This is a genomic window from Mucilaginibacter arboris (genome assembly GCF_009754915.1).
Taxonomy (GTDB): Bacteria; Bacteroidota; Bacteroidia; order Sphingobacteriales; family Sphingobacteriaceae; genus Mucilaginibacter_A; species Mucilaginibacter_A arboris.
The window spans coordinates 285,611-302,386 of the sequence record NZ_WPIK01000002.1 but is presented as its reverse complement, the minus strand read 5'-3'; the positions used below and the strand labels follow the sequence as shown (position 1 = coordinate 302,386).

Sequence of the window (16,776 nt, the reverse complement as noted above, 5' to 3'; positions counted from 1 at the left end):
AGCCGATGCTTCTTTTACCGATATAAAATCTTCTTAATAAAACAATTGCCCTGCCATTAATAACCTGTTCCGTTTGCGTAAAAATACGCAGGCTAATCACGTAAAACATGCTTTAAAAACAGTATCAGCTACGTTGATAGGCTTTGCAAGTGCCTGTACCTTAGTCTTATTATTTAAACAAACCCAATTACTAATTTAAATTTTAAACTAAACGTTATGGACAATCAACAAAACACCCCTTACACTTTCGGTTGGTTACCCGACCTGCCCGACCAACGCGACTTTATGTACGCAGCACCTATGGCCGTAATGCAACAATTGCCTACAACAGTTGATTTACGCAGTCAATGCCCACCAGTTTACGACCAGGGACATTTAGGCAGCTGTACCGCAAACAGCTTAGCAGGCGCTTACGAATTTGACCTGAAAAAAGAGACGAAACCGGATTACATGCCTTCGCGCCTGTTTATCTATTACAACGAGCGTGTTTTAATTAACACGGTTAATTCTGATAGCGGCGCTTACATCCGGGATGGGATTAAAACCATGAACAACCAAGGTGTTTGCCCTGAAAAAGACTGGCCGTATGATATTAGTAAATTTACTAATAAGCCATCGCAAAAATGTTATGATGAGGCCAAAAAGTCACAGATCAAAAGCTACCAACGGCTGGTAAACTCGCTTACCCAATTAAAAGGCTGCCTGGCAGAAGGCTTTCCGTTTGTTTTTGGTTTTACCGTTTACGAAAGCTTTATGACCCAGCAAGTGGCACAAACGGGTATAATGCCAATGCCGCAGCAAGGAGAAAAAACCGTAGGTGGCCATGCAGTAATGGCTGTTGGTTATGATGATAGCAAAAACGCTTTTATCATCCGCAACTCCTGGAATACAACCTGGGGCATTAAAGGTTATTTTTATATGCCTTACGCTTATATTACCAACAGTAGTTTATGCGATGACTTCTGGACCATCCGGCTGGTTTAAACACTAAAAATGGAAACCATCAGATTAAATGCAGGTAAAAGCAGCATCGTCTCGTTAAAAAGCCTGGCATCTGCAGGTTATATGTGGAGTTACCAGGTTGACCGGAAAGATATTATATCAGTTTCCGAAGAAAGAACTGACGCCCCCTCCGGCAGGTTAAAAGCCGGAGAAAGTTTAGCTGAAAAATTTCGGGTACAAGGGCTAAAACCAGGAACAGCAAAGCTGATATTTAGCCAGAAAAGAAGCTGGGAACAAAATACGACGGCCATATCAACACTCATCTTCTCTGTAATTGTAAGCTGAATGCTTCTTTTACCGCTATAAAATCCGGTTAGGCTTATTCCACAAAATACGCTTGCTTATCTGCTTAAAAAAAACCAAGTTAAATCAAATAACATGAAAAACGTATTAGAAGACAAGGCGATAAACCCTCCTTTCGATAATAATTCAACAGACAAAAATATTCCTCAGGCTGCTGCACCAAACAATCTGTTAGGCCTTTGCAGCATTCAGGATTTCTCTGGTTCGCTGGGAAACCATAACTCAGATTTACATGCTACACATGCCGATGCACAAGGCTTTTACAATTATCTGTATAACTGGTACACAGCCAATTATTACATGAAAGATGGTGCTGTACAAACCTGGCTTTACGAAGAACCTAATGACCATTGGCAAAACTATTATGGTATTGATGCGGTTGATGTTTTTTATCATTCCGGACACGGTGCCATGACTGCAAACGGTATTTTCCAGGCGCCTACCGGTGGCAAATGGAATAATGAAACCTGGATTTCCAGCAACCATAACATGCTGATGGGCAACCAGCGTTTGCGTTATATTTTTTGGTCGACCTGCTTTTCCTGCCGTGTTTTTGGCGGAATAACACCTATTACCACCTGGTGGAATGATGATAGCAACCCAGGTTTCAGAATGTTGTTCGGTTTTGAAACCACCAGTTTCGACAATCCAAATTACGGCTCCAACTTCTGGAACCATTACAAAGCCGGGCAATCTTTTTCAACTTCCTGGTTGTATGGAAGCTGGGATATTTCCCACAACCAAACGCCTACTGTAGTTGCATCCGGCGCTACTCAAGCCGAAGCAACTAATATTGTAATGAACGAAAAGCTGTTTCAATGGGGCACAGTTGCACGCAACTGGTACCAATGGAGATGGCTGGTAGCAAGTTCTGTAGCTTCACATAATAAAATGCTCCCTAAAGAAATGCTGGTTGCAGAACTGGCCCCATTTAAAGTTGACCATGCTGAAGTAGGCAGGCTGGCAGACCAATTAGGGTTTTCGGGCAAAGCAATTGATGGTTTTGGCATCTCTAAAGAAGGCACGTATGTTTTGGATGAAGGTGAAAAAAAGATCACGATTAACCAGCAGGGTCATTTTAATGCAAAACTGGCTAACGTAAATTTTGAGAACCGTCGGCAATTAGACCAAAACAAGGCACGGCAAACTGCCGAGCAATACATGCGCGAACAGTTAGGCAAAGATACCGAACTGCAATTTCAGGCTGTTAGATTAGGGAAAACCTGCGGCGGCAGTACCAAAGGCAGCGGTAAACTGGATGAAGAATATGTAACAGATACAACTATTGAATTTAGGCAGGTGATTAATGGCGTACCTGTTGTAAATACAGACAATGGCGTAGTAAGGGTTACCATTGATAATGATGGCACGATTACCAATTTCCATAATTCGGTTAAAAAGGTGCTTAACCTCAGCAATAAACCTAAACAAATGCCTATTGACCCCAACCGGAACGGGCATGCGTTGGAAACACGCCAGGATACGGAACAATTGTTTGCGAAAAAATTAGCCGAATACAAAACAGAAAATGTAAAACCAATTTCTGACGAAATTGGCTATGATGTATCAGGCCGGCATGGCGGAGTAGTTGCAAAACGCGAATACGAAGTAACGTTCGAAAACGACCTGAAAAAATCAATCCAGGTAATAGTTCCAATTTTTGCCTGATAAAAGAAGTAGTCTGAAAAGTCCGAGAGTTAGGAAAGTCCGAAAGTCAAGAATAAGCCCGTGTACGCTTTTCCGACTTCCGGACTTTCCGACTTTCTTAAAAAATTACAAGCAATACTTCTTTTACAGGCAAAAAATTAGGGATACCTTTGCCTTATCGTGATTGTTGCTGCATCATCTATCCAAATTTCTAAAAAAGTATTACGGGCAACAGTAGGCGTTATGTTTTTTCTGGCGGGTTTAACTTTTGCCAGTTGGGCTTCGCGCATTGCCGGTATCCAGCAAAAATTAGGTTTATCAGATACGGCTTTGGGCGGCATTTTATTTACGCTGCCCGTTGGTTTAATGCTTTCGCTGCCGTTTTCGGGTTGGATTATTACCCGTATTGGCAGCCGCAAACTGCTTTTGTTTGCCTTGCCTTTATACGCTGTTGCCCTGGCTGGTTTAGGTTTTTCTGAAACCACTTTAGAACTGATTGCCTGTCTTTTTTGCTTTGGTTTTACCAGTAATGCCGTCAATATTTCTGTAAATACCCAGGCTGTAGGTGCCGAAAAGCTGTACAGCAAACCCATTATGGCTTCGTTTCATGGTTTATGGAGCCTTGCCGGGTTTACCGGTGCTGCTATTGGTACACTCATGATTGGTAAAGGCATCGATCCGTCTGTGCATTTTTCGCTCATCCTGCTGCTGGTTATTATTGGCGTTGCTGTTGCCTTTCGTTATTTACAGGATGATGCCGGAACAGTGCAAAGCGGGCCTGTTTTTGTAATGCCGGATAAATCGCTGATGAAATTAGGTGCCGTTGCCTTTTGTTCCATGATTTGCGAAGGCGCTATGTTCGATTGGAGCGTGATCTACTTTAAAAAGGTTATCCATGCCGAAAATGCCTGGATGGCTGCCGGTTATACTGCTTTTATGAGTACGATGGCCGGAGGCCGTTTTGTTGCCGATTGGTTTTCGGGCCGTTTTGGCTTAAAAAGAACTTTACAGGTAAGCGGCAGTTTAACGGCAACCGGTTTGATGATTGCTGTATTTTTTCCTTATTTAATTCCTGCCATTTGCGGCTTTTTGCTGGTTGGCGCAGGCGTTTCTTCAGTAGTACCTTTGGTTTACAGTGCGGCAGGCAGATCAAAAACCATGTCAACAGGCGTAGCAATAGCAGCCGTTTCTACCATTGGTTTTGTCGGATTTTTAATTGGTCCACCGGTAATTGGTTTTATTGCAGGTGCTTTTAGCCTGCGTGCCTCTTTTACGTTAATTGCCGCAATGGGCGTTTGCGTAGTAATTGTATCTACCAAAGCAAAACTTTAAATAGCAGCCTCAAGCTTACCGCTTATCATTTTTTAGGTGATAAAAGAAGCATTGTCTATTATCAGAATGCTTCTTTTATCACCTAAATTTTTAACATTAATCGGTTACCAAAGTAGTATAAGTTTGAGAACCCAGATTAAAAATTGCTTTTCCGTTTGTTACTGCAATGCTTTTTTCCTGGTTCATTGCCCTTTTCTGGTCGGTAACAAACATTTTTAAAGCTTTTACTTTTTCGGCCAATCCGGTTAAAATTACCTGGCGTGTAGTACCGTTATTTACCAAATGAATACTGTAAACACCCGTAGCATTATTGCCTAAAGCGGCACAGGAAACATTTGGCCGGTTAGCCGTAATTGGCATAGCATAAACATTTTTAGGGGTTGATGAAAGTTGTTTCAAGTTCCAGAAACGTTGTGTTGGACGAAGCGGACCATTATCACCAAAAATACCGCCGCCTGCAAGCGGAGAATAATCTGCCGTTAACTGCCACTGCAAAATAGTTAAAGGCTGGCAAATAGCTAAAAGGCGCACATACAAATTAATTTCCTGCAAAGCATAAGTTGGTTCGGCAAAAACCGCCGGATAATTATAAGCAGCCGCATCTGTACTTCCTTCGCCTACAATTAAAGGCAAATTTAATTCCGCTGCCGCATCAGCCCATTTTTGCAAAATTTCGGTTTCCCAGCCTCTCCAGGAATGAAAAGAAACAGCGCCGATATAAGGTTTGGTTGCCGGATCTTTCATAGCCGGATAAATAAACGCATAAGAAGTTGCATCAGAATTATCGCCTAACAAAAGCTTCGTTTTTAATCCTTTTGATGCAAAATACGCACCTAATCCCTTTATCAGTTCCGCATGTTCTTCTCCGGTTTGCCGTATATTGATGCCCAGGTCAGATTCATTGAAAGAAAAATCTGCTACTTCCACCCCGTAATGCTGCTTTAAATAAAGAATATAATCGGTGATGGATTTATAGATTTCGGGCGTTTGTGTTTTATCCAGTGGATTTCCCCAAATACCGTTAACGGGACGAAAATTTGGTTTCCCTACAATTGCCCAGGCTGGTGGCGCCCATGCAGTCAGGATTACCGGAATATTCATTTTGCCTAAGCGTTGCGCCATTTCCATTGCCTGCTGCACGTGTACGTCTAACTTTCCGCCTTGTGCTGCTGTTGTCGGATCAACATTTTTTTCAGGCTGCCAAAAACGCCAGGGCATTTCTACACGTCCCCAGGCAACACGCAAATTTTGTAAACTGTAATCAATTACCTGCGGATCCAGTTTTGGGTTTTGAATACGAAAATTTCCGCCAAAACCTGCAAATTCCCTTCCTTGTTTAGCTGTATTTAAGCTGAGTGCAATTGGTAATTTATCAACTTCGCCCGAAGCTTCGATACTAAACGTTTTATGAAAATTTTGTCCTTTTTGAACAGCGCCTGTTTGTATCGGCAAATAAACTTCATAATTTCCGCTCTTTGCATTTTTTTTGATGATAAAAGAAGCATTGCCATCCAGCGTTAGCAGCAGTTGTTGTTTGGCCGAAACCAGGCGAATTGTTTTTGCTGATGTATTGGCTTGAGATTGATCTCCTTTAACAAGCGTGCTTAAAGGAATTGCCGCTGAACCATTAACTTGAACAGAACCGTTTGCATAACCGGCAGGAAGCATCAGCGCAAAATAAGTGCCGGTTAAAGCAGTATCAGCATTGGCAGTAAGCTGAATATCTACCGAAGTTTTTCCTCTGCTTAAATCCTCTACTTTTTCTGTAAAATACAAACTGTCGATTTTTGTAGCAACAATTTGTGTATTGCCTTCGCGGGTATATTTTGGGCGTTGCCTTTCTTTTCCGGTTGATGCTGTTTTTATGCCATCTTTTCCAACAACACTCAACCGCGATTCAAATTCCATCAGTTGCCCGTCAACCCGTATTCCGGTAATATTTCCCCAGGGCATTACTTCGGTTTGCGCATGTGTTTTTTGAATGAAAAATCCTGAAAAAAGTAAAAACAGCAGAAAGGTTTTTTGTTGAAGCAAAGGATTACAGAAAGTTTTAATGCTGGAATTCATGGTGATATTTTGTTTTAGATGAATTTAATTGTAAGAAACAGGTTGACTAAAACCAGATTCGTTTCCCTGGAAATCAATCGCTTTAACTGCAATTTTTTCGGCCGGCTTTACTAATTTTTGTATGATAAAAGAAGCATTGGGCGTAAAACCAATACGCTGCCCGTTTTGGTAAATGTTATATCCTAACAAAATCCGGTTATCTGTTGATTTGCTCCAGCTTAAATTAGCTTGATTACTTGAAACTTGTAATTTCAAATTCTGCGGCACAGTTGGGGCAGTTTTATCGGGATTTAAGCGCTCGGTACAATTGATCAAAGCACGAAAATTATGATAAGTCCCTTTCCAGATTTGTCCTTTTAAAGCGGTTTTGTATTCGGGCTGCTTGTCCAAACCTCCCTGGTACCAATCGCCGTGTTCCTGATCGATCAGGTAAGTTTGCACGTAATCCCACAGCTTTTTAAACTGCTCAAAATACCGGTGCGGATCGTTCGGATACTCATCGGCCATTAACAAAAGCGTGTTCAAACCTTCCGCCTGTGCCCACCAGTTTTTGGTATCGGCAATAATGGTGATGCCGGGTTTATCCTTAAAATAATAACCTTCATCATAAAAACCGCCAACTTTATTGTCCCAGCCTTCAGCCAAAGCATGGTCAAGCATTTTCTTGCCAACCTTTAAAGTAGCCGTATCATTTTTCCAGCCTAAAGCGTGAGAAGCTTCGAGCATTAAATAAGCAGTTTCTACATCATGGCCGAAAGAAACATGATCGAGCCCGCGATGTTTTAAGATGACAGCTTCACTGGAATCGCGGTAAGAAACCGGTGTCCAGTCAGGCTGAAAAAACAAAACCAAATCTCCTTTTTGATTGGTGATCTTATCGCGCACCAGCAACAACATTTCCTGCAATCGTTCTTTTACTAAAGGATCAGGCCAGACCTGATATAATTCGGTAAGGGATTCTAACAAATGGATGGACGTGTTTTGATCTTTATAACCCAGCTCGGCGGTGGAAGGTGTGGAAGCAGTTCTTTTAATTGGCGTTCCATCGCGTTCCATGTGCTGGAAATAACCTTTGTAAACCGGATCGTGACTGTGTTTTTCCAGCCACTGAAATTCTTTTATGGCGAGGTTTAGCGCGCTTGTATCTCCGGATTCCTGATAATAAGCTGCCAAAGCATACAAAGCAAACGAGTTTCCGTAAGCTTCTTTCGGTGCGAAACTTCCTTTTTTGGGATTGCCTTGTTTATCTGTAAAAGTGTAAAAACCACCATACGTTTTATCCCACAAAACGTTTTTTAAAAATTCAAAACCTTGTTTTGCCCCGCTTTTATAATAACCAGTTTCAGGAAAAAGTTCGGCAGCTTTTGAAGTTGACCAAACATGCCGCGCCTGTGTCACAATCATTTTATCCTGACTGGCAGCAGGTTTAAAATCATAGGTAAAAGCACTGATAAAACCACCGTAAACCGTATCTATGGACCGCGGGTACCAGGGTTTCAGCAATTTATCCACCATAGAGGCTTTCATTTCCGAAGCAATTTTTAGCCGTGTATTTGCTGCTGATTGTGCAAATGCCTGCTGGTAAAACCCTGCAATAATTGTTGCTGTAAAAAAGGCAATTTGATAACAAAATTGTTTCATGATGCTTCGTTTATGCCTGTTTTTATGGGTTTAGGGTATGAGTGCAGCATGTAACGTTGGTTCAGCTTTTATTAAAATACCAGGAAAGGTATCTGTTTATAATGCAGTAAATGTAGTTTGTTGTTTAGAGCAGAAGTAATCAATTTTAATCAAAAAGTAATATAATTTGAACATTTAAGCTTAAACTAAATTTTGTGGATGCTTCTTTTATCCCCTAAAAATCTGTGCTTCTTTGCAATACTGTTTTTAAGGGGATAAAAGAAGCATTAACAAACAGGCTGCTAAGTGCAAACCGCGGCGAAACATCGGGCTGTTGATCAAAAAGAAAATATTCAAAACTGTAATTTAATTTTAGAGGTTATTATAGAAATATTATTAAAATTATTTATATAAGATTATGAAAAAGGTAAGTTTAGCAATGATGATGGCGATGTTTTTATGGATGGTACAGGATGCATCAGCACAAATAACCGGCACAAGTGGTACAACAACAACTGGTACTTCAACAGGTACTTCGCAAACCGGAACTTCAACCAGGCCGCTTCCTTCACCCAGCAGCCGGACACAAAGAAGTTCTACGAATACCAGAACGAACAGAAGTAACGGAACAACCGGTACCGTTGGAACAAGCACTACCGGAACAGGTACAATAGGAACAGGTACAATAAGCACTGGAACAACCGGAACTATCGGCACGGGTACTAATGGCACAGGAACTATTGGTACCGGAACAACTGGTACTATCGGTACCGGTACAACCGGCACTATTGGTACAGGTACAACAGGCACAGGTACTATTGGTACTGGTACCGGAACTACCGGTACAACAACCGGAACTACGGGTACAGGTACAACTACCACACCTCCTCCTCCTCAAAAATAAATCTTTGAGTTAAACCAGGATTTTTCTTTTAACAAGAGGTTGTAATGTTTGTTACAACAATACCAAAGAGGCGGGTAATTAACTAAAAATTACCGCCTCTTTGTTTTTAGTTATGATCCATCCTTACGTTCCAATTGCTATTTAGTGGTGAACTTTATAAAACCTGGACCCGAACAAAAAGATGACCACATAGCAGATGATTGGAAGATAATATGCCTGTGCTACATCGTGGTTAGCAACCATCCCCATAAAATAAGGCATTACCGCACCGCCCACAACGCCCATCGAAATAAAAGAAGAAGCTTGTTGGGTATGGCTGCCCAGGTTTTTTAAGCCCAAACTAAAAATAGTTGGGAACATGATACTGAAAAAGAAATTGATGCTGAACAAAGTAACATAAGAAACCCATCCCCAGCTTTGGGCAACAATTATACAGGCTATGATACTGCAAAAAGCAAAAGCAGCTAATATTTTATTAGGTGCGATAAATTTCATTAAATAAGTTCCAACAAAGCGGCCAATGGCCATCATCGCCATAAACAATACCATAAAGTTGCCTGCTTTTTCATCACTAAAACCCATCTTTTCGTGTCCGTAATTGATGAAGTAACTCCATGTTCCTGCTTGTGCTGCCACATTAAAAAACTGGGCAATAGCAGCCCAGACAAAATGGCTGTGCTGATATAATTTTTTTCCAGGCTCGGTATCTACATTTACGGCATCAGTGTCCTTTACTTCTGTAACTACATGAGGATCTGTAAGCGCCGGTACTTTCACAAAGAAAAACATAATAGCTACAGCAACTATAAAGCAACCAAGGCCTGCATATAATGATTTTACAGAATCAAGGGTATGGCCCGAACTGGCTGTAACACGCAACAGAAAATAAGTAGCTATTGCAGGCCCAACAATGGCCCCAACGGCGTTAAAAGACTGGGCAAAATTTACACGGCGGTCGCTTGTACGTTGATCGCCCAAAGCAGCAGCAAATGGATGTGCCACGGTTTCCAGCGTAGCCATGCCGCAACCCAGAATAAATAATGCCACTCTGAAAAAAGTAAAAGAATTGGCATTGGCGGCAGGTACAAATAAAAAAGTCCCTGCAGCAAATAAGCTTAACCCTAAAAGCACGCCCGTTTTATAGCCAAACCTTTTCATGAAGATACCCGCCGGGATACTCATGATAAAATAAGCGCCAAAAACAGATAACTGGATCAGTCCTGACTGTGCTTTGGATACATTTAAAACGTTTTGAAAATGCTTGTTCAGCACATCGCTCATGGAATGGGCAATCCCCCAAAGCATAAACAGTGAGGTTACAAATACAAAAGTGAGCAGAAATCTTTTTTCGGTAAAAGCGGCTTTTTGCGACATAATCTAAGTTCGTAAAATTTTAGGTTTGAAATTGGTTGGGTAAATGTAAACACATTGCACCACCTTCGGAAGTTTCCGGTTTAACATTTAAGGCCGATGCTGTTTTTACCATACTTTTTTCTGCAAATACTTTGATTTTTGTTGCGTGGAAAAAATCAAGCATATATCATAATTATAGCTTAAAAAAATGCTGCCAGCGATTTAAAATGGCAGCATCATTTAAAGTTGTTAATGCTAAAATCGCTTTTACCTATTTTATAGCTGAGGCCGGTCCAGAATATAAATGTTTTTGCACTGTTGTTCCTGGCAACGATGTGAGCTTTTTACGGCTGCCAATTGCACGGCCAATAAAGGCCGTTTTACCCCTAAATCATTTTTATCGCAATTACCTAAAAAACCCATCTGTCAGCTAGGTCTCGACTAATACATTTTACCCAGGCTTGATACTTCCTGTTGAAGCCAGACTGTAACATTTGCCATTTTTCCTGTTCTTAAAATTATTTTATATTAATATTAAATTCATTACTCATCCTGTTTAATGGTGTAACGATTACGTATTTCACAGTTATCGGACGGTTATTGGTAAAGGGCAACAATATCGGGCCTGTATATAAATTAGCGGTGTTATCTGCTTTGTAACCATCAACAGTATAGTATATTTTGCTATCTGCAACAAATGAAGTAATTGTCAATTTTTTCCTTCCGGTTTGCTGATCGTTATCAATTAATACAGCACCTTCCGGGATCCTGTAGTTAATTCCAAATTTTTCCATATCAAGTAAAACCTTAGGCAGCCGCTTTTTGCTGAAATCATCAAAATCTTTGTTTTCCGGCTTCGTCCATCCAACCTCCGCTACAGCCAATAACCTTGGGAAAACCATATATTCTAATTTTTGATTAGTTGGAACATATTCCGTCCACATATTTGCCTGTACACCTAATATATATTTTTGTTGTTCCGGGGTTAACACTTCCGGTACGGGATGATAGTTATACACGGTATTTAAGGGCAAAAATCCTCCGATAGCCAAAGGTTCGGTTTTATTGTCTTTTGCCTGCGCATGGTCAATATACATGTAGCCGCCGGGAGACATGATCACATGATGGTTTTCTTTTGCAGCCTGAATACCGCCCTGCTCACCTCTCCAGCTCATTACCGTAGCGTTAGGTGCTAAGCCTCCTTCTAATATTTCATCCCAACCAATCAAATTCCGCCCGTTCTGGTTTAAGAATTTTTCAATTTTGCTGATGAACCAGCTTTGCAATGCATCCTCATCCTTTAAATGATTATCAGCGATAATTTTTTGCGCCAAGGCGGAGGTTTTCCATTCGTCTTTCGGTACTTCGTCGCCCCCGATATGGATGTATTTACTTGGGAAGATAGCCATTACTTCCTTTAATACATTTTCGAGAAATTCAAAAGTAGGCTCACCGGGATTGTAAATGGTGCGGTGCACGCCCCAGAAACCGGGTACATGATAAGGGCCGGTTCCGTTACCAAGCTCGGGATAAGCTGCTAATACCGCAGTGCAATGGCCGGGCATCTCTATTTCAGGAATTACTTCGATATTCCTTTCCGCAGCATATTTTACAATGGCACGTGCCTGGTCCTGCGTATAAAATCCTCCTGTTCTTTTGCCATCGTAAATAAATGGCTTAAAATCGTTATAGCCGCCGATAATGCTCGAATCGCGCCAGGCGCTGATCGTGGTTAGTTTCGGATATTTTTTGATTTCCAGTCGCCATCCCTGATCGTCTGTTAAATGCCAGTGGAACCTGTTTAATTTAAGATAAGCCATAACATCGAGGATCTTTTTAAGCTCATCCACTTCAAAAAAATGACGGCATACATCCAGCATCATGCCGCGGTAAGCAAAATTAGGCTGATCTTTAATCGTTACTGCCGGAACCGAAAGTTGGTTATCCGGGCCATCCATCAATTGCAACAACGATTGTACGCCGTAAAAAACACCGCTGCGTTCTCCTTCTATATTTATCCCGTTACTGGTTACTTTAAGCTGATAACTTTCGGAAGGCATTTTAACAGCCGGTAAAGTGTTCAAAACGATAGCGCCCGAAGCAGCATTGTTCTCCACCTTTAAAACAAAGCCATACTTTTTATTGAGAAAATAATTGAACAGTTCTGCTACTTTTTTAGCATCGTTTCCCTTTGCTATAATCCTGGTGTTTTTGTTTATCTTAAAGGTGCCCGTACCCCTTTGTACAGCAGCAGGTTTAGGAATAATAGTTACGTCGTTTGCAAGCTGGGCATTTGCCATACTTGCAAAAAGGACTAAGAAAACAAGGGAGAGAAAATTTTTTTTAAGCATTATTGATAGTTTATATGATATAGGATATGTTTCAATTAGTGAAGTTGTTTAAACTTTTTTTTCTGGCCCTCTTTTTTTGGGGTCGATGCTTCTTTTAGTACCTAAAAATGCTGGTCCTTAAATTTTGATTTTTTAGGTTTATGCTTCTTTTATCACCTAAAAAATGTTAACCCTAGTTTTTTTTGATCGATTAAATGTAAACACCAATTTTTACCCGGTAAATCACTAAAGACCTATAAGGTTTTCAAAACCTTATAGGTCTTTAGTGATTAAATACAAACACCAATTTTACCCGGTAAAAGAAGCATGTGCCATTTAAGCAACAGTTAAACCTGCTCCTCCAATCATCATTTTTATTGTTCATGGTAAAAATCTTTATCAGACAGTTCCATCCAATCACTTTTGGCATTTTGCCATTTAAGTTTCAAGCCCGGCGCCATTCCTTCTGGTATCAGATAATTTAATTTGATGGGATGCAGGCCTGCCTTTAAATAAATTTCCTGTTTCACTTCTGTATTGGACCGATAGCCGAAATCTTCATCGATCAACGAAGCTTCGTGCAGGCGCAGATAAGCTTTGCCTTCTGCCTGAAGGAAGAAAGTATATTTGCCGTCTGCCGGTATTTTGATAAATCCTTCATAACAGATCATTCCTTCCTTAGCGTCCTGCTCTTTCCCGCTTATGTTTTTAGCCGTCCCTTTGTTATTGGGTTTTAAATTCTTCTCGGAGATCACCCAGGGAAAATCCCCCTGGTAAAACTTCCAGTTTATCCCCGGCAATAATTTTCCTGAAAACGTACTTGCAGGAATGGGAACAGTATCATAAGGGCGGGGCGCTCCGGCATCTGCACGGCGTACCTGCAATACTTTGGCCTTCATTTGTGCCTGTATTTTTTCAAAGCCCGGTTTAAGGGCAAGGTTATCCGTTTCTTTCGGATCTTTAACTACGTTGTAGATTTCAAAATCATCCCCGGCAGATTTAATCTGGTAGCGAACGCCAGCCAGGTCGCCTATCCGGATCATTTGCATCTGTTCCCTTTTCCTGTTTCTGCGGCTGGCTTCAAATTCTTTAAAAGCAGGGGTCCTTCCGCCTTCAAAATATTCTGCATAAACCAAGCTTTTTTGCTGTTTTCCTTTACCGGTGAGATCAGGCAGCAAAGAAACGCCGTCTGTTCTTTCGGGAGGCTGGATATGCGCTGCATCAGCAAAAGTGGCCAGCCAGTCTGACAGCATACTTGGCGTAGTAATTGTTTTTCCGGGAAGGATATGACCAGGCCAGACAGCAAGTGTTGGCATCCGCAAGCCGCCTTCCCAGCAATCCCTTTTGATGCCGTCAAAAGGGCCGTAACTTCCAAAAAAAGTAGGATGATTAGGCACAAAAGAAGCCGGTAAATAAGATTCGATAGAAGGGCCGTTATCAGAAGTAAAAACAACCAGCGTATTGTCTGCTATCTTCAGATCAGCCAGCAGTTGCATCACATCGCCTACGGCATCATCTATTCTGCGCACTGCGGTGGCATACCTTTTATAAGTTTCGGGCCAGGGTATTTCCGGTGTGGCGGCGTTGCTGTCATTATCGTAAGTGGCGTTTGCATATTCGGGATAGATATAAGAATCTACTTGGCCTGTTGCCGTATTGATCATGTGCCCGGGTTCGTCCAGCCATTGTAAGCCTCCTTTTAAGCCTCGCCCTTTGGGGTAGGCACCGGTCGGCAGTTCTAAAACTGCATGCGGACAATCATAGGCCAGGTACATAAAAAACGGGGCGGTAGCATCTTTGCTGTTTTGATGGTCGATGATCCATTTTTTTGCCCTGGCGGTCCACAAGTCAGTTGTGTAGCACTTTTCCAGGCCTGCCGATACCTCTTTATAATCGCTCCAAACCTGTTTTTTACCGTCGTATAAACCTTCCACCGGGTAATGCTCGTGGCCGTCCATGTGGCGCATGTATCCGTAATAACTGTCGAAACCTCTTTTTAAAGGATGTGCAGGCCAATCGGGACCATCTCCTGTAACACCTTGCAGCCCCCATTTTCCAACCGCAACCGTTTGGTAACCGGCAGCCTTTAATACCGTTGCCATCGTATGGTTGTTCTCTAATGCCTTGTCAAACTGGTTGTCCCGCACGTGGGCATTGCCCTGGTTTACGCCGGTTAACAAGGATGCCCTTGACGGTGCACAAACCGGGGCATTACAATACTGCTGGGTAAACTTTGCGCCCCGGACAGCCAGTTGATCTATATAGGGTGTTAACTCATAAGGCTTGCTCCTGTCGCCTGATTTTTGCCGCTCATTTTGAAAAAACACGCCGATATCACCGTAACCTAAATCATCTGTAAGAATAAAAATAATATTCGGCGCTTTCTGGGCACGGGCAGGAATTGCATTGGCCAATACCAGCAAAACGATACCGATAACTGTATAATTCTTTTTCATGCTTTTCGGTGGTTGTTTTTAGAACTGATTTTAAAATTTGTTCAACCTTATCTTATTTACCAATGCTTCTTTTATCACCTAAAAAATAGTATCCTCTTTTTTATTTGATACCTGATCGGATTCCAATTTTTGGGTGATAAAAGAAGCATTGTAATCCTGTATTTATCAATTTAACCCTTCTCAAAAATTAGGGTTGTTTATACAAACCGAAAGCAGAGATGGCGGGGTTTAACCGTGCCGATTCAATTTTTAACCTCACCTGGTCTGTTGTTACCGCAGGAAAACGCAGCAAACGCTTGTACCCGATAGTCGTACCTGCTGTTGCTTCCTTCCATTGATTATCGTTCCAGTATTCCAGCACAAATTTTTCAACCCGCTGGCCAACGCTGATGTTTTCCTGCAAAAGCAATACATCAAAAGTTTCAGGGCTTTTTAATTTGAAGGTGATGATGGCCGAAGTGTCTTTATTTTTAGTGATAAAATAAGTTTGGTAATCATCATCTAAAACTGCCTTTAAATTCAATCCGTTAGCACAGGAAACCGAAGCCCCTTTGGCAAGATTGGTAGCAAAGGTTTCATCACGAAGCTTTTTCCATTCCTGCAAACTCTTTATATCGCTTTTGTTGATCAGGCCATCTTTGTCCGGCGGGATATTTAGCAGCAGCACGCTGTTCTTGCCAACCGAATTATAATAGATATCGAGCAGTTTTTCCGGTGATTTTACCTTATCGTTTTCTTCCGCGTGAAAAAACCAGCCCGGCCGGATGGAAACATCTGTTTCTGCCGGATACCAGACCAAACCTTTGGCATTTTTTATTTTATCGCGGCCGCCAATGTCATTTCCCCTCATATCGCCTTGCGGTTTAAAACTTACCTCCTGCTGCGAGTTTCCGGTTATTGCAGCCGGATCTAAGTTATTTGCCGGCACCACACTCCATTCTGTATCCCGGCCGTATCCGGTTTCTGTACCTACCCAACGTACGTCCGGGCCCATTATCGCGATAGTTGCCGTTGGCTGGAGTTTGCGGATGAGCTGGTACCACCGGTCAAAATCATATACCTGCTTTTTACCATTTGGCCCCTCGCCGTTGGCGCCGTCAAACCATACTTCATCAATGCGGCCATACTGCGTCAGCAGTTCCGTTAGCTGATCTGCAAAAAACCCATTATAAGCATCTGTACCATACAAAGCCGAATTCCTGTCCCAAGGAGAAAGATAGATGCCAAAACCTATCTTGTATTCTTTACACGCTTCTGCTACTTCTTTAACCACATCGCCCTTTCCGTTTTTCCAGGGACTGTTTTTTACAGAATGTTCCGTGGTTTTGGTTGGCCACAAACAAAAGCCATCATGGTGTTTTGCGGTGAGGATCACCTGTTTAAAACCAGCTTCTTTAGCCGTGCGCACCCATTGCCGGGCGTCCAATTCAACCGGATTAAATACTTTCGGGTCTTCTTTTCCCGTCCCCCATTCGTTGCCGGTAAAAGTGTTCGGCCCAAAATGAAAAAAAGCGGTAAGCTCCAACTCTTGCCAGCGCAATTGACGGGGCGAAGGCGTAAGGGTTGCGGCCTTGTAAACGATATCTGCAAGTTTGTCTGCAGGTTTTATAATTACGTAATTGTTCTTTTCTTTTAAATCCTGTGCTTTTAAAATTGAAAAACTGCACAGGATTGACAGGAAAATCGGAACAGGAAGGATATAGCTTTTTAATTTCATAATCAGCTTAAATGGATGGGTATTTATGAAATGAGGAACAGGTAT

12 protein-coding genes are annotated in these 16,776 nt (G+C 41.8%); 5 read left to right on the top strand and 7 right to left on the bottom strand.

Going from position 1 to position 16,776, the window contains the following annotated elements; translation table 11 throughout:
* Positions 1-216 precede the first annotated feature (216 nt).
* From GO621_RS03040 to GO621_RS03025, 4 genes are all read left to right on the top strand, one after another.
* Complete coding sequence (locus GO621_RS03040) at positions 217-984, top strand: C1 family peptidase (protein WP_157564055.1); 768 nt, start codon at positions 217-219, stop codon at positions 982-984.
* 9 nt (positions 985-993) lie between these two features.
* Positions 994-1,287, top strand: coding sequence for a protease inhibitor I42 family protein (locus GO621_RS03035; RefSeq protein WP_157564053.1), 294 nt, complete (start codon positions 994-996; stop codon positions 1,285-1,287).
* A gap of 93 nt (positions 1,288-1,380) precedes the next feature.
* On the top strand, positions 1,381-2,973 hold the full coding sequence (locus tag GO621_RS03030) for a DUF6345 domain-containing protein (protein ID WP_157564052.1): 1,593 nt from the start codon (positions 1,381-1,383) through the stop codon (positions 2,971-2,973).
* 159 nt (positions 2,974-3,132) lie between these two features.
* A complete protein-coding gene (locus GO621_RS03025; protein ID WP_317163380.1) occupies positions 3,133-4,284 on the top strand; it encodes an MFS transporter in 1,152 nt (383 codons plus the stop codon).
* Between the two features lie 96 nt (positions 4,285-4,380).
* Here the strand turns inward: GO621_RS03025 and GO621_RS03020 are convergent, their stop codons facing one another.
* Positions 4,381-6,351: a glycoside hydrolase gene (locus GO621_RS03020; RefSeq protein ID WP_157564050.1), complete on the bottom strand. Its 1,971-nt coding sequence runs from the start codon at positions 6,349-6,351 to the stop codon at positions 4,381-4,383.
* 24 nt (positions 6,352-6,375) lie between these two features.
* Positions 6,376-7,992 carry an AGE family epimerase/isomerase gene (locus GO621_RS03015; protein WP_157564049.1) on the bottom strand — a complete coding sequence of 539 codons (1,617 nt, stop codon included), beginning with the start codon at positions 7,990-7,992 and terminating at the stop codon, positions 6,376-6,378.
* 397 nt (positions 7,993-8,389) lie between these two features.
* On the opposite strand from GO621_RS03015, the gene GO621_RS03010 reads away from it, so the two are divergent.
* Positions 8,390-8,875 (top strand): hypothetical protein, encoded by a 486-nt coding sequence (locus GO621_RS03010; protein ID WP_198170111.1) that lies wholly within the window; start codon positions 8,390-8,392, stop codon positions 8,873-8,875.
* Between the two features lie 141 nt (positions 8,876-9,016).
* On the opposite strand, the gene GO621_RS03005 is transcribed toward GO621_RS03010, so the two are convergent.
* The 5 genes from GO621_RS03005 to GO621_RS02990 all read right to left on the bottom strand — a co-directional run bounded on the left by GO621_RS03005 (position 9,017) and on the right by GO621_RS02990 (position 16,731).
* A complete protein-coding gene (locus GO621_RS03005) occupies positions 9,017-10,249 on the bottom strand; it encodes a sugar MFS transporter (protein ID WP_157564047.1) in 1,233 nt (410 codons plus the stop codon).
* A 19-nt stretch (positions 10,250-10,268) separates the two neighbouring features.
* Positions 10,269-10,412: a hypothetical protein gene (locus GO621_RS18740; RefSeq protein WP_198170110.1), complete on the bottom strand. Its 144-nt coding sequence runs from the start codon at positions 10,410-10,412 to the stop codon at positions 10,269-10,271.
* A 334-nt stretch (positions 10,413-10,746) separates the two neighbouring features.
* Positions 10,747-12,528: a beta-N-acetylhexosaminidase gene (locus tag GO621_RS03000; protein WP_198170109.1), complete on the bottom strand. Its 1,782-nt coding sequence runs from the start codon at positions 12,526-12,528 to the stop codon at positions 10,747-10,749.
* A gap of 404 nt (positions 12,529-12,932) precedes the next feature.
* Complete coding sequence (locus tag GO621_RS02995; RefSeq protein ID WP_157564043.1) at positions 12,933-15,014, bottom strand: sulfatase-like hydrolase/transferase; 2,082 nt, start codon at positions 15,012-15,014, stop codon at positions 12,933-12,935.
* A gap of 187 nt (positions 15,015-15,201) precedes the next feature.
* The gene (locus GO621_RS02990) at positions 15,202-16,731 is read right to left on the bottom strand and encodes an alpha-L-fucosidase (protein ID WP_157564041.1); all 1,530 of its coding nucleotides are present in this window, start codon (positions 16,729-16,731) and stop codon (positions 15,202-15,204) included.
* Positions 16,732-16,776 lie beyond the last annotated feature (45 nt).